Source organism: Aeromicrobium sp., from assembly GCF_014378035.1.
In the GTDB taxonomy this organism is placed as follows: domain Bacteria; phylum Actinomycetota; class Actinomycetes; order Propionibacteriales; family Nocardioidaceae; genus Aeromicrobium.
In genome coordinates this window covers 16,594-33,366 of sequence record NZ_JACMOM010000373.1, presented here as the reverse complement: position 1 = coordinate 33,366, position 16,773 = coordinate 16,594, and the positions used below count along the sequence as shown (strand labels likewise).

Annotated in this window: 19 protein-coding genes and 1 tRNA gene; 11 read left to right on the top strand and 9 right to left on the bottom strand. The window is 67.2% G+C overall.

The window, feature by feature from the left end:
- Positions 1-120: 120 nt before the first annotated feature.
- Both H7290_RS19870 and H7290_RS19865 read right to left on the bottom strand, forming a co-directional pair.
- A tRNA-Pro gene (locus H7290_RS19870) sits at positions 121-194 on the bottom strand.
- Positions 195-200: 6 nt separating this feature from the next.
- Entirely contained in the window at positions 201-1,130 is a 930-nt protein-coding gene (locus H7290_RS19865) for a metallophosphoesterase (protein ID WP_366927658.1), read from the bottom strand.
- Positions 1,131-1,229: 99 nt separating this feature from the next.
- On the opposite strand from H7290_RS19865, the gene H7290_RS19860 reads away from it, so the two are divergent.
- Entirely contained in the window at positions 1,230-1,691 is a 462-nt protein-coding gene (locus H7290_RS19860) for a GatB/YqeY domain-containing protein (RefSeq protein WP_290515752.1), read from the top strand.
- Positions 1,692-1,699: 8 nt separating this feature from the next.
- On the opposite strand, the gene H7290_RS19855 is transcribed toward H7290_RS19860, so the two are convergent.
- A complete protein-coding gene (locus tag H7290_RS19855; protein WP_290515751.1) occupies positions 1,700-3,916 on the bottom strand; it encodes a transglycosylase domain-containing protein in 2,217 nt (738 codons plus the stop codon).
- Between the two features lie 175 nt (positions 3,917-4,091).
- Between H7290_RS19855 and H7290_RS19850 the strand changes: the two genes are divergently transcribed.
- Positions 4,092-4,349 (top strand): WhiB family transcriptional regulator, encoded by a 258-nt coding sequence (locus tag H7290_RS19850; RefSeq protein WP_290515750.1) that lies wholly within the window; start codon positions 4,092-4,094, stop codon positions 4,347-4,349.
- A 26-nt stretch (positions 4,350-4,375) separates the two neighbouring features.
- On the opposite strand, the gene H7290_RS19845 is transcribed toward H7290_RS19850, so the two are convergent.
- Both H7290_RS19845 and H7290_RS19840 read right to left on the bottom strand, forming a co-directional pair.
- The gene (locus tag H7290_RS19845; RefSeq protein ID WP_290515754.1) at positions 4,376-5,482 is read right to left on the bottom strand and encodes an ArsA-related P-loop ATPase; all 1,107 of its coding nucleotides are present in this window, start codon (positions 5,480-5,482) and stop codon (positions 4,376-4,378) included.
- A gap of 98 nt (positions 5,483-5,580) precedes the next feature.
- Positions 5,581-6,540, bottom strand: a complete 960-nt coding sequence (locus tag H7290_RS19840) for an ArsA-related P-loop ATPase (protein ID WP_290515749.1) — start codon at positions 6,538-6,540, stop codon at positions 5,581-5,583.
- Positions 6,541-6,708: 168 nt separating this feature from the next.
- On the opposite strand from H7290_RS19840, the gene H7290_RS19835 reads away from it, so the two are divergent.
- The 4 genes from H7290_RS19835 to H7290_RS19820 are packed head-to-tail and all read left to right on the top strand — an operon-like array spanning position 6,709 to position 8,929.
- Positions 6,709-6,864 carry a DUF4177 domain-containing protein gene (locus H7290_RS19835; protein ID WP_290515748.1) on the top strand — a complete coding sequence of 52 codons (156 nt, stop codon included), beginning with the start codon at positions 6,709-6,711 and terminating at the stop codon, positions 6,862-6,864.
- Entirely contained in the window at positions 6,864-7,322 is a 459-nt protein-coding gene (locus tag H7290_RS19830) for a RidA family protein (protein WP_290515747.1), read from the top strand. Before H7290_RS19835 ends, H7290_RS19830 begins: the two co-directional genes overlap by 1 nt.
- A gap of 3 nt (positions 7,323-7,325) precedes the next feature.
- Positions 7,326-8,144, top strand: a complete 819-nt coding sequence (locus H7290_RS19825) for an NUDIX hydrolase (RefSeq protein WP_290515746.1) — start codon at positions 7,326-7,328, stop codon at positions 8,142-8,144.
- On the top strand, positions 8,141-8,929 hold the full coding sequence (locus H7290_RS19820; protein WP_290515745.1) for an MBL fold metallo-hydrolase: 789 nt from the start codon (positions 8,141-8,143) through the stop codon (positions 8,927-8,929). Before H7290_RS19825 ends, H7290_RS19820 begins: the two co-directional genes overlap by 4 nt.
- Before the next feature lie 141 nt (positions 8,930-9,070).
- Here the strand turns inward: H7290_RS19820 and H7290_RS19815 are convergent, their stop codons facing one another.
- The gene (locus H7290_RS19815; protein WP_290515744.1) at positions 9,071-9,748 is read right to left on the bottom strand and encodes a Crp/Fnr family transcriptional regulator; all 678 of its coding nucleotides are present in this window, start codon (positions 9,746-9,748) and stop codon (positions 9,071-9,073) included.
- 124 nt (positions 9,749-9,872) lie between these two features.
- Here H7290_RS19815 and nth point away from each other — a divergent pair, with 124 nt between their 5' ends.
- The 5 genes from nth to H7290_RS19790 are packed head-to-tail and all read left to right on the top strand — an operon-like array spanning position 9,873 to position 13,855.
- Positions 9,873-10,580 (top strand): endonuclease III, encoded by a 708-nt coding sequence (gene nth, locus H7290_RS19810; RefSeq protein ID WP_290515753.1) that lies wholly within the window; start codon positions 9,873-9,875, stop codon positions 10,578-10,580.
- A gap of 14 nt (positions 10,581-10,594) precedes the next feature.
- A complete protein-coding gene (locus H7290_RS19805) occupies positions 10,595-11,215 on the top strand; it encodes a TlpA disulfide reductase family protein (protein ID WP_290515743.1) in 621 nt (206 codons plus the stop codon).
- Positions 11,212-11,856, top strand: coding sequence for a CoA pyrophosphatase (locus H7290_RS19800; RefSeq protein ID WP_290515742.1), 645 nt, complete (start codon positions 11,212-11,214; stop codon positions 11,854-11,856). Before H7290_RS19805 ends, H7290_RS19800 begins: the two co-directional genes overlap by 4 nt.
- Positions 11,853-13,025, top strand: coding sequence for a MarP family serine protease (locus H7290_RS19795; protein WP_290515741.1), 1,173 nt, complete (start codon positions 11,853-11,855; stop codon positions 13,023-13,025). The genes H7290_RS19800 and H7290_RS19795 overlap by 4 nt, the downstream gene beginning before the upstream one ends.
- Positions 13,025-13,855: a hypothetical protein gene (locus H7290_RS19790; protein WP_290515740.1), complete on the top strand. Its 831-nt coding sequence runs from the start codon at positions 13,025-13,027 to the stop codon at positions 13,853-13,855. The genes H7290_RS19795 and H7290_RS19790 overlap by 1 nt, the downstream gene beginning before the upstream one ends.
- On the opposite strand, the gene H7290_RS19785 is transcribed toward H7290_RS19790, so the two are convergent.
- From H7290_RS19785 to acs, 3 genes are all read right to left on the bottom strand, one after another.
- On the bottom strand, positions 13,852-14,346 hold the full coding sequence (locus H7290_RS19785) for a phage holin family protein (protein ID WP_290515739.1): 495 nt from the start codon (positions 14,344-14,346) through the stop codon (positions 13,852-13,854). The two genes, H7290_RS19790 and H7290_RS19785, sit on opposite strands and share 4 nt — an antisense overlap.
- Before the next feature lie 37 nt (positions 14,347-14,383).
- Complete coding sequence (locus H7290_RS19780) at positions 14,384-14,551, bottom strand: hypothetical protein (RefSeq protein ID WP_290515738.1); 168 nt, start codon at positions 14,549-14,551, stop codon at positions 14,384-14,386.
- A gap of 116 nt (positions 14,552-14,667) precedes the next feature.
- Positions 14,668-16,641: an acetate--CoA ligase gene (gene acs, locus H7290_RS19775; RefSeq protein WP_290515737.1), complete on the bottom strand. Its 1,974-nt coding sequence runs from the start codon at positions 16,639-16,641 to the stop codon at positions 14,668-14,670.
- Between the last annotated feature and the right edge of the window lie 132 nt (positions 16,642-16,773).

Sequence of the window (16,773 nt, the reverse complement as noted above, 5' to 3'; positions counted from 1 at the left end):
TCCGCGAGCTCACCATCGACACCGACCGCGACTACCAACCCCGCGGGAAACCCCAGAAATGACAGAAGACCGAACCCTTTACAGGTTCGGTCTTCCGGAATGTCCTGAGACATCACAATGTCGGGCTGACAGGATTTGAACCTGCGGCCTCGTCGTCCCGAACGACGCGCGCTACCAAGCTGCGCCACAGCCCGACGCCCCTACAAGAGGGAACTTGACGAGTCTATCCCAGTCAGGGTGAGCAGGGTGGCCTCGGGGCGGCAGGCAAAACGCACCGATGTGAAAGGGGACGTGCCGAGTCCGGCGGACACGTGCAACCACGACGGATCGTGCCCCGGCACCTGATGTGTGTGCAGGCCCTTCGCGCGTTTGCGGTCGAGGTCGCAGTTGGTCACGAGAGCCCCGAACCATGGCAGACAGAGCTGGCCCCCATGAGTGTGACCGGCCATGATCAACGGATATCCAAGTGAGTTCCAGCGATCGAGGACGCGCAGGTAGGGCGCATGCGCCACACCGATGGCGAGGTCTGCCGTGGTGTCGGCCGGTACGTGGTCGAGCTCGTCGAAGTTCAGGTGAGGGTCGTCGACACCGACAAGGTCGAGTCGTCGTCCGTTGACCTCGAGGGTGCCGTGCCGGTTGCTGAGGTCCGTCCAGCCGCGCTGGGTGAAGGCGCTGCGCAGCTCTTCGAACGGAAGGTCCTTGGGGCGCATCCAATCGCCGCCGTTGCTGACGCCGGTGCCCCCGACAAGGTAGTTGACCGGATTCTTCGCGACCGGCGAGTAGTAGTCGTTCGAACCGAAGACGAACGCGCCAGGCAGATCGAGGAGGTCGCCGTACGCCGCAAGCACCGACGGCACGGCGTCGAGGTGGGCGAGATTGTCGCCGGTGTTGATCACCAGGTCGGGCTGGAGGTCGGCGAGCTCCCTCAACCATCGCTGCTTCTTGTGCTGTCCGGGAGTCATGTGAGTGTCGGAGAGGTGCAGGACGCGCAACGGTTCGGACCCAGCCGCAAGGACCGGCACCGTCATGCGTCGTAGCGTGAATGCTCGGACCTCGTAGACAGAGGAGTAGGCGAGCCCGGCGGCGCCGAGCGCCAGCGTGGCCATGACAGGCCGAAGGGGGGATCGCACCGGTCCAGCCTGCCACACCCGCCGGCTGGTTCAGATGCACCCACTCCTGCTCGTCGCATTGCGCCAAGGCCGGGCCGCGGGCGGTGGGACACTGGAGCCATGTCAGCTCTCAAGGACCAGCTCCACTCCGACCTCACCACCTCGATGAAGGCACGCGACGCTCTGCGCACCTCGACCCTGCGGATGGTGCTCTCCGCGATCACCAATGCCGAGGTGGCCGGCAAGGAGGCCCGCGAGCTGAGCGATGAGGATGTCGTCACGGTGCTCGGCTCGGAGGCCAAGAAGCGTCGGGAGGCGGCCGAGGCGTTTGCCGAGGGCGACCGGCCCGCACTCGCCGAGAAGGAGCTGGCAGAGGCGGCGATCCTGGCCGAGTACCTCCCGGCGCAGCTCACCACGGAGGAGATCAACGCCGTCGTCACTGCTGCCGTCGAGTCGACCGGCTCAGCGGGCGAGGGCATGAAGGCGATGGGCAAGGTTATGGGCGTGGTGTCGCCCCAGGTCAAGGGCAAGGCCGACGGCGGCGCCGTCGCGGCGGAGGTCAAGCGACAGCTCGGCGCCTGACCTGCGAACTAGCGGGGCTTGGGAGGCTTGGAGGGCTTGGAAGGCGTAGAAGTCGTGGAAGGCGCAGAGGGCTTTGAGGGCGTCTTCGTGACCTTGTTCTCGACTCTGAGTGCCACAGGCTGGCCCTTTGGTGGCGGGTCGAAGTTGGTGGGCGTCAGGTAGTCCTGGATCACACCCATCGCGATCTTCCACATGGGCCCGGCGAGCGAGCTGCCGCCCACCGAGTTGAAGTCGAGCAAGCGACCATTGATGGTCACACCGGACAGCGACTTCGGGCTCCCATTCTGCTTGACTCCGGCGATCATGGCTGCAGTCGCGAGCTCGGGCGTGTACCCGGCGTACCAGACGGACTTGTTGTCCTGCGTGGTGCCGGTCTTGGCCGCCGACGGGATGTTGAGGCCGGTGCCGTTGCTGTATCCGAAGCCGCCGGGCTGTTGCAGACCCTTCAGGATGTCGTTGATCTGGGCGGCGTTGTCCTTGCTCATGACACGGTGGCAGCTGGGTGAGAACGACTTCATGACCTTGCCCTCGAAGTCGAGGATCTGGGCGACGGGCTGGGGCTTGCAGTACATGCCACCGGAGGCCGGGGTCGCGTAGGCGGCCGCCATGTCGAGCGGGCTCACGTCGGTGACTCCGAGAGTGAACGACGGCACCTGGTTGTTGGTCGACGGCTTGCCCGGTCCGGGGAAGGGGACGACGATGCCCATGGATTCGGCCGCGCGAACCGTGTTGCAGAGCCCGGCCTTCTTCTCGAGCTGCGCGAAGTAGGTGTTGACCGACTTTCGCAGGCCCGTGTACATGTTCATGGTCCCCGACGAGGTGGAGTTGCTCACCTCGAACGGACCTGTGCCGCCACCTTCGCAGTCGTAATAGCTGCCGGCAGGGATGGTGAGCTTCGGCGGCGAGTTGAACGTCTGTCCCACGTCGATGCCGGACTTGAGAGCAGCGGCGACGGTGAACATCTTGAACGTCGAACCGGCCGGGAATCCTCCGGATTCGCCGTAGCGCCTGGGCACCGTGAAGTTGATGAAGGACTGCCCCTTCTTCTTGCTGCGACCCATGGGCCGCGACTGGGCGACGGCACGCACCTTGCCGGTGCCGGGCTCGACCAGCGCCATGGCGGCGATAGCCCTGTCTGTGGGCTTGACGGTCTTGGTGACGGCCGTGTTGCTCGCCTTCTGCATACGGATGTCGATGTTGGACTTGATGGTCAGTCCGCCGCGCAGGAGGTTGCGCTGACGGTCGGCGACCGTGGGGCCGAGGGCGTTCTGCGTGAGGAGGTAGCGGCGGATGTAGTCACACGAGAAGGACGCTTTCGACGATACGCAGCCGTTGGGGTACTTCGTGATCTTGAGCCCGAGGGGCTGGGCCTGCAGCTTCTCGGACTCTGCCGGAGTGATCTTCCCGAGGCGGCCCATCACTGCCAGGACGGTGTTGCGTCGCTGGAGGGCGCGCTCGGGGTAGATGTTCGGGTCGAACTCGACAGGGTTCTTGACGAGGCCGGCGAGGGTTGCCGCCTGACGCGCGTTGAGCTTGTCGGGGCTGCGGGAGAAGTAGTGGAATGCCGCCGCGCTGATGCCGTAGGAGCCGTCTCCGAAGTAGGCGATGTTGAGGTAGCGCTCGAGAATCTCCTTCTTGCTGTGCTCCTGCTCGTACGAGATGGCGAGCTTGAGCTCGCGGATCTTGCGTGAGGTCGACTTCTCGGTTGCCGCTCGGACCTGAGCCTTGGTCGTGGCCTGTGAGACAAGGGTGAGCTTGACCAGCTGCTGCGTGATGGACGAGCCACCCTGCGTCTGCCCGTCCGACGCGTTGTTGACCAGCGCTCGGAGCGTGCCCTTGAGGTCGAGCGCGCCGTGCTCGTAGAACCGTGCGTCCTCGATGGAAAGCAACGCATCCTGCATCACCGGCGCGATCTTGGACAGCGGGATGTCCTGGCGGTTCTCGTCGTAGAAGTAGGCCAGCAGGTCACCGTTGGAGGAGAGGAGGCGGGTGGTCTGAGCGTTGGCCTGGTCGGGAAGCGTGAGGGGGAGGTTGACGATCTCGTTGCTGACGTCGTTGGCCGTGACGGCCGTGACGGCGGCGACCGGGACGAGGATCGCGGCAACAATCAGCCCGGCGACGGCGGAGAGCCGAGCCATCGACCAGATGATCGAGGCGCTACCGACGACGGGCTTTTCGGACTGCGCTGCACGGCGCATGGAGGTGCGGAGGTCGTCCCAAGACATGCTCCACAGAGTACGGGATGCACCCGAACAAGATCTGCCGCGACAGCATGTCGTAGTCATTGGTGACTAGTTAAAGATGGTCAGGAACGGTCTGACGCAAACCCTCCCCGCTTCCTACATTGGGTACCAAGAATCGACTTCGGTCATCCGGACCGGTCTCGGGGAGGTTCATCTCATGTGGAATGAAAATTGGGCAGCTGACGCTGCCTGCCGTGGTAAGTCTGACGCGTTGTTCGTCAAGGGCGCCGAGCAGAACCGTGCGAAGCAGGTGTGCGGAACGTGCCACGTGCGCGCCGAGTGCCTTGCCGAGGCGCTGGACAACCGCATCGAGTGGGGTGTCTGGGGCGGGATGACCGAGCGCGAACGTCGTGCTCTTCTCCGTCGCCGACCCAACGTCACCGCTTGGCGCAGCATCCTCCAGGTCGCCGTCTGACGTTCGACGTCACCGCCCCACCGATGTCAGTGCTCGGCGAGCAGGTCACCGATCTGTCGGAGTCCGTCGAGGTCGTGGACGTCACCGGCGAGGGCTGCCACTGAAACGGTGGGCACCGCGGGATGTGCGGCAGAGAATCGCTTCTTGAGCCGCGACTCCCGTGCCGCGACCCGCATGCGCTCGGCGTGGATCGCCAACAGGTCAGCCGTGATCTGGTCGGTGGCGCTGCCCTCCTCGAGTTTGCGACCGGCCGACTCGGCGTCGGCGGCACTGATGCCTTCGGCGCCGTTCTCGTGCACGCGGTTGACCACGAGCCCTGCGAGCGGCATGCGCTCACCGGCGAGCCGCTCGACGAAGTACGACGCCTCCCGCATGGCGGCCGGCTCGGGCGCGGCCACGACGATGAACGCGGTCTCCTTGGCCTGCAGCAACGCGTAGGTGATCTCCGAGCGCTGGCGGAACCCGCCGAACAGCGTGTCGAGCGCCGCGATGAACGTCTGCACGTCGGTGAGCACCTGCGCGCCGAGCACCTTGTTGAGAGCACTGGTGACGATGCCAAAACCCACGCTCAACAGCCGGGCCGGGCCTCTGGTGGGAGCAAGCAACAGCTTGATGAAGCGGCCATCGAGCATCGATGCGAGCCGGTCGGGGGCGTCAAGGAAGTCGAGGGCAGATCGCGAGGGCGGGGTGTCGACGACGATCAGGTCCCACCGCCTGCCCTCGTCGCCGACCGCTTCGGCATGCAGCTGGCCGAGCTTCTCCATGGCCATGTACTCCTGCGTGCCCGCAAACGAGCTGGACAGCGCTACATAGAACGGGTTGGTCAAGATCTGCTGCGCCTTCTCCGGCGTCGCGTGCGCCTCGACGACCTCGTCGAAGGTGCGCTTCATGTCGAGCATCATGGCGTCGAGCGTGCCGCCGTCGGCGCCGACGTCCTTGACCGGGCGAGGGGTGTTGTCGAGCTCGGTGAGGCCCATCGCCTGAGCCAGTCGCCTGGCCGGGTCGATCGTCAGGACGCAGACTTTTCGACCCTGCTCGGCGGCGCGGAGGGCGAGCGCGGCGGCGGTCGTCGTCTTGCCGACCCCACCGGATCCGCAGCACACGATGATCTCGGTCGTGCGGTCCTGAAGCATGCGATCGATGTCGAGCCCGCTGGCGGCGACTGTGCCCGTCCCGCCACGGTGAGAGGGCCGACCCCTGCGGGTCGACGGCGTCGTCTGAGCCTTGCCGGTCACGCGAGGGGCTCCAGCTTCTCGGCGAGCTCGAACAGGGCGCCGAGATCAATGCCGTCACTGAGCGACGGGAGCTCGACCAACGGCTGGGCACACTCGTCGAGAATCTCCCGCTGGCCATCCTGCAGTCGCTGCCGTTCGAGGTGCGCGTCTCCGCCGGCGATCAGCGCGGTGGCTGCCGACGACTCGAGCGACATCTTGTTGAGCGACTTGCCGACGGCCGCCGGCTTGACGCTGCCCGACTCGAGTGCGTCGCTGCTGCCTACCGACAGCAGCGACGGTCGCACGAGGTTGAGGATGACGTGGCCGATCGGCAGCCGCTCGGAGGTCATCTCGGAGATGCCGTCGATCGTCTCCTGCACGGGCATCTCCTCGAGCACCGTGACGATGTGCACGCGCGTCTGCGCCGATCGCATCATCTGCATGATCGAGTCGGCCTGGCGACGTATCGGCCCGACCTTCGCGAGGCCGGCGACCTCGGAGTTGACGTTGAGGAATCGGGTGATGCGGCCTGTGGGCGGGGCGTCCATGATGACCGCGTCGTACGTGAAGTCCTTGCCGTCCCGGCGGCATGCTGCCTCGTAGACCTTGCCCGTCAGGAGCACGTCGCGGGCGCCGGGAGCGATCGTGGTGGCGAAGTCGATGATGCCGAAGCGTTCGAGCGCCTTGCCCGCCCGACCGAGCCGGTAGTACATCGCGAGGTACTCCAGCAGTGCCGCCTCCGGGTCGATCGCGAGCGCGTAGACCTCGCCGCCGCCGAGCCCGACGGCGATCTTGCGCTCCTCGTAGGGGAGCGGCGGCACATCGAAGAGCTGGGCAATGCCCTGGCGGCCTTCGACCTCGCACAAGAGCACCTTCTTGCCCTCGCCGGCGAGGGACATGGCAAGGGCGGCGGCGACCGTCGTCTTGCCCGTACCACCTTTGCCGGTGACGACATGGAGCTGAGTCGAGAGGGCCACCAGTCGAGCCTACCGAGCGGAGACCGAAGTGCATCCTGATCAGTGCCTTCCCACTCATGTCGTGCGTCACCCTCTCCTTCCGGGGAACGTCTGTCTCACGGGAACGGTGCGCGGGGATCCGAGACCTGGAGCGCAGTCTCCGATGGTCGTGACCGTTACAGTCGCAACATGACGAAATGGGAGTACCTCACAGCGCCGGTCCTCGTGCACGCCACGAAGCAGATCCTCGACAACTTCGGCAACGACGGCTGGGAGCTCGTGCAGATCGTGCCGGGCATGAACCCCGAGAACCTCGTCGCCTACTTCAAGCGTCCGGTCGCCTAGTGGGTGCCGTCGATGATCGGCTCTCCGCCCTGGGCCTCGAGGTCCCGCCGGTGCCGGCGCCCGTCGCGGTCTACGTTCCCGCGGTGCGCACAGGTTCGTACGTCTTCACGTCGGGCCAGCTGCCCTTGCGCGACGGCCAGCTCCTGCTCACCGGCAAGGTCGGGGGCGAGGTGTCGGCTGAAGAGGCCTACGACTGCGCTCGTCAGTGCGCGCTCAACGCCATCGCCGCGGTGAAGTCGCAGGCCGACCTCGACGACGTCGTGAGGGTCGTCAAGGCCACCGTCTTCGTCGCGAGCACCGCCGACTTCACTGGGCAGCCAGCCGTCGCCAACGGCGCAAGCGAGCTGTTCGGTGCCGCGTTCGGCGATGCGGGGCAGCACGCCCGGAGCGCGGTCGGCGTGCCCGTTCTGCCCCTCGACGCACCTGTCGAGGTTGAGCTGATCGTCGAGATCGGCTGACCCATGCGCATCCCGGTTCCCCAGCGGTTGCTCGCGAGCGCCCGTGAGGTGGAGGGCGACCCTGTCGAGCCGCGGCACGCCTCAACGATCATCGTGGTGCGCGACGGCGCCGAGGGGATCGAGGCGTTCCTCATGCGTCGGCAGGCGAGCATGGCTTTCGCGGCTGGCATGTATGTCTTCCCGGGCGGCGGGATGCACGAGTCCGACATCCTGCACGACGTCCCGTGGTCGGGTCCTCCCGCAGAGGAGTGGGGCCTGAGACTGCGGTGCGACGCAGGGCTCGCGCGCGGTCTCGTGGTCGCGGCGGTCCGAGAGACCTTCGAGGAGACCGGCGTCCTGCTCGCCGGCTCCGACGCGTCGACCGTCATCGCCGACACGAGCGGCGCCGACATGCAGGCAGCGCGTGACGCGCTGGAGGATGGCGAGCTCGCCTTCTCCGACTTCCTGCGCGAGCGGGGGCTCGTCCTTCGTGCCGACCTGATCGGGGCCTGGGCGCACTGGATCACCCCCGCCTTCGAGCCTCGCCGCTACGACACCAGATTCTTCGTGGCCGCGCTGCCGGCTGGCCAGAAGGTCGGGGCGTTGAGCCGTGAGGCCGATCAGGCCGACTGGGCACCACTGGATCGGGTACTCGCAGCCGTCGAGGCGGGCGAGGCAGCCATGATGCCCCCCACTGTCATCGCGTGCCGGGAGGTCGCCGTCCACGAGGCCGGGACGATCCTGCAGGCGGCCGCCGCGCGCACTATTCACACCGTCGAGCCACGACTGGTCGAGGTCGACGGAGAGCTGTTCCTCGAGACCGATCTGGGAGACGACACATGACCCACGCGACGACCGTGACCGACCGGGCCTCCTACGTTCTCGCGGCCAACCCCGGCATCATGACGCTCGACGGCACCAACACCTGGATCCTGCGTGAACCCGGGGCCGGACGGTCAGTCGTCGTCGATCCGGGTCCCGGTGACGAGGCGCATCTGCAGTCGGTGCTGCGGGTGGCCGAACCTGTCGGTCTGATCCTCTTCACCCACCGGCACTTCGATCACACCGAGGCGTTGGGTCGATTCACCGAGCTCACAGGAGCGTCGGCGCGCTCGATCGACCCTGAGTTCACCCACGACGCCGAGCCACTCGTCGGCGGCGAGACCATCGCGGTCGACGGGCTCGAGATCGAGGTCATCGCCACCCCGGGGCACACGACCGACTCGGTCTGCTTCCGTCTCGTGGGTGACGACTCGCTGCTCAGCGGTGACACCATCCTGGGGCGGGGAACCACGGTCATTGCACACCCCGATGGCGTCCTCGGTCCCTACCTCGACTCGCTGGCGCACATCCGTGAGCTGATCGAGGAGGGCCTGGTGGCACGGATCCTGCCGGGTCACGGACCCGTCATCGATGATCCCGCTGCGGTGGTCGACTTCTACCTCGAGCACCGGGCCGAGAGGCTCGATCAGGTCAGGGCGGCCGTCGACGCGGGTGCGACGACCCCACGTGAGGTTGTCGAGAAGGTCTACCGCGACGTCGACAAGGCGCTCTGGGGGGCCGCCGAGCTCAGCGTCGCCGCTCAGCTCGATCACCTCGGCCCCCACTCCTCAAGATTTGGCGTCTAGGGCACCATTTCTTCCCGAATTTCGCGGAATTGTGGCGCAAGCTCCTCGTGCCCGATCTCAATGTGCCGATCCGCGACGAGCACCGCGTCCAGACCGCGAAGGGCCACCTCCGCCGTGAGCGGCTCGAGGCTGAGGGTGGGGTCAGCGGGCCCTTCGCTGCAGACGTTCGAGGTCGAGGATGACGACGCTTCGCGGTTCCAGACGGAGCCAGCCTCGTGAGGCGAAGTCGGCGAGGGCCTTGTTGACCGTCTCGCGCGAGGCGCCCACGAGCTGCGCCAACTCTTCCTGGGTGAGGTCGTGGTTGACGTGGACACCGTCGTCGGCACGGCGGCCGAAGCGTGAGGCGAGGTCGAGCAGGGCCTTCGCGACACGACCGGGCACGTCGGAGAACACGAGGTCGCCGACCACTTCGTTGGTGCGACGCAGACGTCCGGCAAGCTGGTTGAGGAGAGCGTGCGCGACATCGGGATGGGCGTTGAGCACGGGGCTCAGCGCTTCGTGCCCGAGGCTCATGAGCTCGACGTCGGTAACAGCCGTGGCGGTCGCCGAGCGCGGGCCGGGATCGAAGAACGAGAGCTCACCGAACATCTGTCCCGGGCCGAGGATGGCCAGCAGGTTCTCCCGCCCGTCGGGCGAAGTGCGGCCGAGCTTGATCTTGCCGTCGATGACGACATACAGCTGGTCGCCGTCGTCGCCCTCGTTGAACAGGATCTCGCCGCGCCGCAGCGAGGCTGATGACATCGAGGTCTCAAGGGCCCCGGCGGCCTCGTCATCGAGGCCGGAGAACAGCGGAGCCTGGCGGAGAACGTCGTCGGTCACGGGACTTCCCTATCGGTCGTGTTGCGTCGGTCACAATATGTGCCCAGCCGCAGTTTCCCACATCGGGGGCGCTCGCGGCGAGATACGCGCCGGGGCACGTACGCTGGACGCCGTGCCGACCGATATGACCAGACCGGACACGGCACTCGTGCGTCGGGCTCGCAAGATGCATCGCGTGCTCGCCGAGACCTACCCGGAGGCCGGATGCGAGCTCGACTTCCGCAACCCGTTCGAGCTGCTGGTCGCCACCGTGCTCTCCGCCCAGACCACCGATCGCCGGGTCAACGCGATCACCCCCGCGCTGTTCGCGGCCTGTCCGGATGCGCCAGCCATGGCCGCTGCGCAGAGGGCTGACATCGAGGAGATCATCAGGTCCACCGGCTTCTTCCGGGCCAAGACCGACAGCCTCCTGCGACTGTCAGCGGCCCTCGTCGAGAGGTACGACGGTGAGGTGCCGGGGCGGCTGGCCGATCTCGTGACTCTGCCGGGAGTGGGTCGCAAGACGGCCAACGTGGTGCTGGGCAACGCGTTCGACGTGCCGGGCCTCACGGTCGACACCCACTTCGCGCGACTTGTCCGCCGCTTCCAGTGGGTGCCCGAGGACGTGGCGAAAGACCCGGTCAAGACCGAGCACGCTGTCGCGGCGATCTTCCCGCGCAGGGACTGGACGATGCTCAGCCACCGCCTGATCTGGCACGGCCGCCGGTGCTGCCACGCCAAGAAGCCGGCCTGCGGAGCGTGCCCGGTCGCGCACTGGTGCCCCTCGTACGGCACTGGTCCCATCGACCCGGTGGTCGCGGCCGGACTCCTCACGACCCAGGGTCCGGCATGAGCAGGGGGTCCAGCATGAGGGGGCACGCGGTGGTGGTGCTGCTGCTGCTCGTCGTGCTCGCGGCCTGCGGACCGTCCGATCAGCCGGGCGGCAACCAGCCAAGCTTCGGGGGAGGGCCAGCGCCGACGGTGAACGCCGACGACCTGGCGGCCGCCAAGCAGCGAGCCGGTATCGAGGACTGCCCGAAGGCTGACGGCACGGCCCCGGCCGGCGACTCCCTGCCAGACCTGACGCTGGACTGCCTCGGCGGAGGCAGGGCGGTACGGCTGTCGGGCCTGGCCGGCAAGCCAGCCGTGATCAACCTCTGGGCCAGCTATTGCAAGCCGTGTCTCGAAGAGCTGCCGCTGCTGGCCCGGGCCGACAAGGCGTACGGCGACGACCTGCAGGTCCTGGGCGTCGACTTCATGGATGGCGCACCGGACGCCGCGATCGAGCTTGCGCAGCGGACCGGCGTGACCTACCCGCTGCTGGTCGACCGCGACGGTGGCACCAAGGGCCCGCTGCGGGTCATCGGCTTGCCACAGACGGTGTTCGTGGACGCACGGGGAACCGTAGTGGCCACGAAGCGCGGTTCGTTCCGCTCCTACGCCGATCTCACGGCCGCCATCCGTCGAAACCTCAAGGTCTCACCATGACGTGGGAGTCGTTGCCGACGTGGCTCAGGCCGCTTGCCGAGCTCGCCGGTTCGGTCGAGGCAGAGCAGCTGGCGCCGCAGTTCCCCCACCCTCCGGCCAGTGCGCGGCCGGCTGCCGTCCTGATGCTGTTCGCCGACGGTGGCACCGGGCCCGAGCTCCTGCTGACCGAGCGGGCCACGACGATGCGCAACCATGCCGGGCAGATCTCGTTCCCGGGCGGAGCCACCGACCCGAGCGACGCTGACGCTGCGGCAACCGCCCTGCGGGAGGCCCACGAGGAGGTGGGGCTTGATCCCACTACTGTGGAGGTCTTCGGTTCACTTCCGACCCTGTGGCTGCCGCCGAGCAACTTCGCCGTCACCCCTGTCCTCGGCTATTGGCGTGAGCCCAAGCCCCTGATCCCGACCAGCACGCAGGAGGTCGGCAGCATCATCCACCAGCCGATCCGCCGCCTGCTCGACCCCGCCAACCGGTTCAGCGTCGAGCACCCGTCGGGCTGGCGGGGACCTGCGTTCGAGGTCGGCAGCGGCGTGCCCCTGTGGGGATTCACCGCAGGCGTCGTGTCCCGGCTGTTCGAGCGGCTCGGCTGGGAACAGCCGTGGGATGACAGCGTCACGAGGCCCCTGCCGGAGTTCTCGTGAACTCACTCGACGTCATCCTCGTGCTTGTCCTGGTGGCGTACGCCGTCTCGGGCTACCTCCAGGGGTTCCTCGTCAACCTCGTCGCGACCGTCGGCCTTCTCTCTGGCGGCCTCGTCGCAGTGGCCGTCGTCCCGAAGTTCCTGTCTGGCGACACCCCCCGGCTGAGCACGTCCCTGTTGGCTCTGGGGCTGGTCATCGGCGCGGCGGCCATCGGTCAGGGCATCGGGACGTACGTCGGCACAAACTTGCGCAGTGGTCTCGTCTGGAGACCCCTGCGGCCGGTCGACGCAGTGGCCGGGAGCGCGCTCAGCATGGTGGCGGTCCTGTGCGCCGGATGGGCGTTGGGTTATTCCGTCAGCGGCACGTCCATCCCTTACCTGTCGACGGCATCACGCGGGTCAGCGATCCTCGACCGCGTCGACCGGGTCATGCCCGGGCAGGCCAGCTCGGTGCTGAAGGCGTTCAACCAGGTCCTCGACACCAATCTCTTCCCCCGCTACATCGACCCCTTCGAGAGCGAGAACATCACCGCGGTCGGGCCGCCTGATGCAGCGACGCTCTCGGCCTCGGGCGTGCGCGAGGCGTCGGGCAGTGTCGTGAAGATCCTCGGTCAGGCGTCGTGCCAGCGCGGCATCGAAGGATCCGGCTTCGCCTACTCCGACGGTCGTGTCATGACCAACGCCCACGTCGTGGCCGGGGTGAGCAGCCCGTCGGTCGTGATCAACGGTCAGCCGCGTGATGCCACGGTGGTGCTCTTCGATGCCCGGCTCGACATCGCGGTCCTGGCCGTCGACGGACTCGGCGTCAGGCCGTTGGACTTCGATCGGAGCGGTAGCGCGGGCGACTCTGCGGCCATCCTCGGGTTTCCCGAGAACGGGCCGTTCGATGCGCGGGCCGCCCGCATTCGCAGCGAGATGAGGCTGCGGAGCCCCGACATCTACGACAAAGGTCAGGTAGTACGCCAGACGTTCTCGGTGCGCGGGCTGGTCCGTTCGGGAAACTCCGGTGGCCCCCTCGTCTCAGAGCGCGGTGACGTGCTGGGTGTCGTCTTCGCCGCCTCGATCACCGACAAGTCGACCGGGTACGCTCTCACCGCCGCTCAGGTTGCCGACGACGCACGAGCAGGTATTGCCGCAAGCACGAAGGTCCCTACCGGAGGATGTGCCTAGTGAGATCTTTCCTGTCGATGCTGAGCGGGCTCGTCGCGCTCGTCGCACTGCTCGCCACGATTCCGTTGCTCTGGGTCTCGACCCACGTGGCCGAGGAGGATGGCTACGTCCGGTTCAGCAGTGTGCTGGCGAAGGACGCCGAGCTGCAGAGCACGTTTGCGGCCTACCTCGGCAATGACCTGGTCAAGCGGGGCGTCCTGCCGGAACGTCTCGAGCCGGCTGCGACCGCCGCGCTGACCGCGGTCGCGGGGCGCACGACGAGCGAGCCCGGATTCGTCGGTGCCTGGGAGCAGACGCAGCGCAGCTTCCACCGCTCGGCGTTCGCGGGCAGCTCGCAGAGCGATCTCTTGGTCGACGCCGGGCCGATGGCCTCGTTCGTCTCGAAGCGGGTGAGTGGTGCCCTGCCCGTCCAGATCCCCGTGCCCGACCGTCTCGTCGTACGGGTGGGTAACGCTCAGGACCGTCAACAGATCGAGAAGGTCCAGGACACCACCTCGCAGAGTCGTATCGGGCTGGTCGTCGTGGCGGTGGGCGCCCTCGGTTGTCTGCTGCTGGCTCGCCGCAGGTCGGTGGCACTGGCGTGGCTGGGGCTCGGGACGGTGCTGGTGGCGGGCGCGTTGCGGCTGGTGTCGTCTGTCGCGGCTCCGCGGATCCTCGACCAGACCGAGGCACCCTCGGCCTTCGCCCGCACACTGCAGAAGCTGTTGGTCGACCGGGCGTCCGACTCGCTCGCGACATGGTTGCTGTGGGTGGCTGCCGGCGGTGCAGTGCTCGTGGTGGTCGGCGTGGCGGGTCGTGCAGTGTTGGGCCGTTCGGCTCGGAGCAGCTAGCTCTTCCTGCGCTTGCCCTTGACCTTGCCGCTGCTCAGCGTGCCCGAGTCCACCGTGCCGGTGTTCACCTCGACGGGGTGTCCCTTGCCGGGGTGTCCCTTGAGCGCCGCCGGGATCTCCCTGGCGGTCGCGATGGTCTTCACGGGAGCGCGGATCTTCTTGAGCTTGCGGATGCCGATGAAGATCAGCAGCGCGGCGAGGAGCAGGTAGGCGCCGCTGACGATGAGGAACGCGTAGGCAGGGTCGAGGCCCGTCATCGTGATGAAGTAGGCGATCGCGATCGACAGCAAGATGATGATGAGGAGCCCGAAGAACGCTGCGATGAGGATGAGGGCGGCACCGACACCCCCGGCCGTGGCACTGACCCTGATCTCGCTCTTGGCGAGCTTGATCTCGGACTGGACCAACGCCGAGATGTCGCGAGTGGCGTCAGCCACCAGCCGCCCGATGGTCGGATCGTCCACAGTGCTCAGATTGTCCCTAGTGCTCATGGGGGGAGCCTACAAGCGACTGGGCGTGATCCGCAGGTCAGCGTGCGGTGAGGGCTGCGACGATTCCGAGGTCCGATGCCTGCCAGAGCAGCTTGCCGACGACGACGGAGCTGAGCAGCGTCGCGCCGATGACCAGGTCGACGCGCACGCGGCCGTCGGGGCTCGCCGTGTGCTCGGTGCTGTGGTCCGTGCGCGGAGTGTCCATGGGTCGATTCTGGCCCACGAACATGAAACGAATCTGAACACCGCCCGTCCACCGCTCGACGATGTGACCGAGCGCACCGCATCGCCGCTGGCGGATGCGGTGCGCCACGTGCACCGTCAGTCGTCGTTCTTGGCGGCCGTCATGCCAGCGGTGATCTTGTCCATGATGCCGGTGTCGGCCAGCGTCGTGGCGTCGCCGACCTCGCGGTTCTCGGCGACATCGCGCAGCAGACGCCGCATGATCTTGCCTGAGCGCGTCTTGGGCAGCTCGGGCACGATCATGATCGTGCGTGGCTTGGCGATGGGTCCGATCTCCTTGCCGACGTGGTTGCGCAGCTCCTGCACGATGTCTGCGTGACCGTCGCCCTGCCCACCCGAAACGGCACTGTCGCGCAGGATCACGAACGCCACGACGGCCTGGCCGGTGGTCTCGTCGGCTGCGCCGACGACTGCCGCCTCGGCGACCTTGGGGTGCGACACGAGCGCGGGCTCGATCTCGGTGGTCGAGAGCCGGTGGCCCGAGATGTTCATGACGTCGTCGACCCGGCCCAGGAGCCAGATGGCGCCGTCCTCGTCCTTGCGAGCTCCGTCACCAGCGAAGTAGTAACCCTCCCAGCGCGACCAGTAGGTGTCCTTGTAGCGCTGGTCGTCGCCCCAGATGGTGCGGAGCATGGACGGCCACGGCTCCGTGATGACCAGGTAACCGCCCTCACCGTTGGCGACGGGCTTGCCGGCGTCGTCGACGACCTCGGCGCTGATGCCGGGGATGGCGGTCATGGCCGAGCCGGGCTTGCCCGAGGTGACGCCGGGCAGCGGGCTGATCATGTGGGCGCCGGTCTCGGTCTGCCACCAGGTGTCGACGATTGGCGTCCGCCCCCCACCGATGTTGTCGCGGTACCACATGTAGGCCTCGGGGTTGATGGACTCACCGACCGAGCCGAGGATGCGAAGAGACGTCAGGTCGTGCTCGGCGGGGATCTGCTCGCCCCACTTCATGCAGGTACGGATAGCCGTTGGGGCGGTGTAGAAGAGCGAGACCTTGTACTTCTCGATGATTTCCCACCAGCGGCCTTTGTGCGGTGAGTCGGGTGTGCCTTCATAGAGCACCTGCGTGGCGCCGTTGGCCAGCGGTCCGTAGACGATGTAGGAGTGGCCGGTGACCCAGCCGACGTCGGCGGTGCACCAGTAGACGTCGTCAGGCTTGTGGTCGAAGACCGACCAGAACGAGTACGCCGACTGCACGAGGTAGCCGCCCGTGGTGTGCAGGATGCCCTTGGGTGAGCCGGTCGTGCCGGACGTGTACATCACGTAGAGGGGGTGCTCGGAGTCGAACATCTCGGGGGTGTGGTCGGGTGAGGCGGCATCGACGACGTCGTGCCACCAGACGTCGCGGCCCTCGGTCCAGTCGACGTCCTGGCCGGTGCGACGCACCACGAGCACGCCGGTGACGTCGGGACACTTCAGCAGCGCTTCGTCGACGGCGGGCTTGAGCGCCGAGGCGCTGCCGTGACGGTAGCCACCGTCGGCGGTGATCACGACCTTGGCGTCGCAGTCGATGATGCGGCTCGACAAGGCGTCCGCGGAGAACCCGCCGAAGACGACCGTGTGGGGCGCGCCGAGCCTGGCGCAGGCAAGCATCGCGATGACTGCCTCGGGAATCATGGGCATGTAGATCGCGACGCGGTCGCCGGTCTGCACGCCGAGGTCGATCAGCGCGTTGGCAGCGCGCGAGACCTCGTCCTTGAGCTGTGCGTAGGTGATGTCGCGGGTGTCGTCCTCGGGCTCGCCGACGAAGTGCAGGGCCACCCGTTCGCCGTTGCCGGCTTCGACGTGCCGGTCGACGCAGTTGTACGACGCATTGAGTGTGCCCCCGACAAACCACTTGGCGAATGGCGCGTTGGTCCAGTCGAGCACCTCGGTGAAGGGCTCACCCCAGCTGAGACGGTCGGCCTGCTCGGCCCAGAATGCCAACGGATCGGCGGCGGCGCGGTCGTAGGCCTCGGCCTTCAGGTTGGCGTTGGCCGCCAGCTCGGCGGGCGGATCGAAGTGACGATCCTCGTGGGACAGGTTGCTGATGCCTTGTTCGGTCACGGGTGGCTCCTCGTGTGTGGTGGTCTCACTGCATTCTGTATCAGGTACGCGTCAGACATCCGGTCCGCATCGTGTTCCCTGTGGAGCTGTGGCGCAGAAGCACTCGGACGTCACCACGACTGTGCCATGACG

What these genes read in the sequence shown, in the direction of transcription:
- H7290_RS19860 (WP_290515752.1), top strand. Translation starts at nt 1,230, where the DNA reads ATGTCAGCTCTCAAGGACCAGCTCCACTCCGACCTCACCACCTCGATG.
- H7290_RS19855 (WP_290515751.1), bottom strand. Translation starts at nt 3,916, where the DNA reads ATGTCTTGGGACGACCTCCGCACCTCCATGCGCCGTGCAGCGCAGTCC.
- H7290_RS19850 (WP_290515750.1), top strand. Translation starts at nt 4,092, where the DNA reads ATGTGGAATGAAAATTGGGCAGCTGACGCTGCCTGCCGTGGTAAGTCT.
- H7290_RS19845 (WP_290515754.1), bottom strand. Translation starts at nt 5,482, where the DNA reads ATGCTTCAGGACCGCACGACCGAGATCATCGTGTGCTGCGGATCCGGT.
- H7290_RS19835 (WP_290515748.1), top strand. Translation starts at nt 6,709, where the DNA reads ATGACGAAATGGGAGTACCTCACAGCGCCGGTCCTCGTGCACGCCACG.
- H7290_RS19825 (WP_290515746.1), top strand. Translation starts at nt 7,326, where the DNA reads ATGCGCATCCCGGTTCCCCAGCGGTTGCTCGCGAGCGCCCGTGAGGTG.
- H7290_RS19820 (WP_290515745.1), top strand. Translation starts at nt 8,141, where the DNA reads ATGACCCACGCGACGACCGTGACCGACCGGGCCTCCTACGTTCTCGCG.
- nth (WP_290515753.1), top strand. Translation starts at nt 9,873, where the DNA reads ATGACCAGACCGGACACGGCACTCGTGCGTCGGGCTCGCAAGATGCAT.
- H7290_RS19805 (WP_290515743.1), top strand. Translation starts at nt 10,595, where the DNA reads ATGAGGGGGCACGCGGTGGTGGTGCTGCTGCTGCTCGTCGTGCTCGCG.
- H7290_RS19800 (WP_290515742.1), top strand. Translation starts at nt 11,212, where the DNA reads ATGACGTGGGAGTCGTTGCCGACGTGGCTCAGGCCGCTTGCCGAGCTC.
- H7290_RS19785 (WP_290515739.1), bottom strand. Translation starts at nt 14,346, where the DNA reads ATGAGCACTAGGGACAATCTGAGCACTGTGGACGATCCGACCATCGGG.
- H7290_RS19780 (WP_290515738.1), bottom strand. Translation starts at nt 14,551, where the DNA reads ATGGACACTCCGCGCACGGACCACAGCACCGAGCACACGGCGAGCCCC.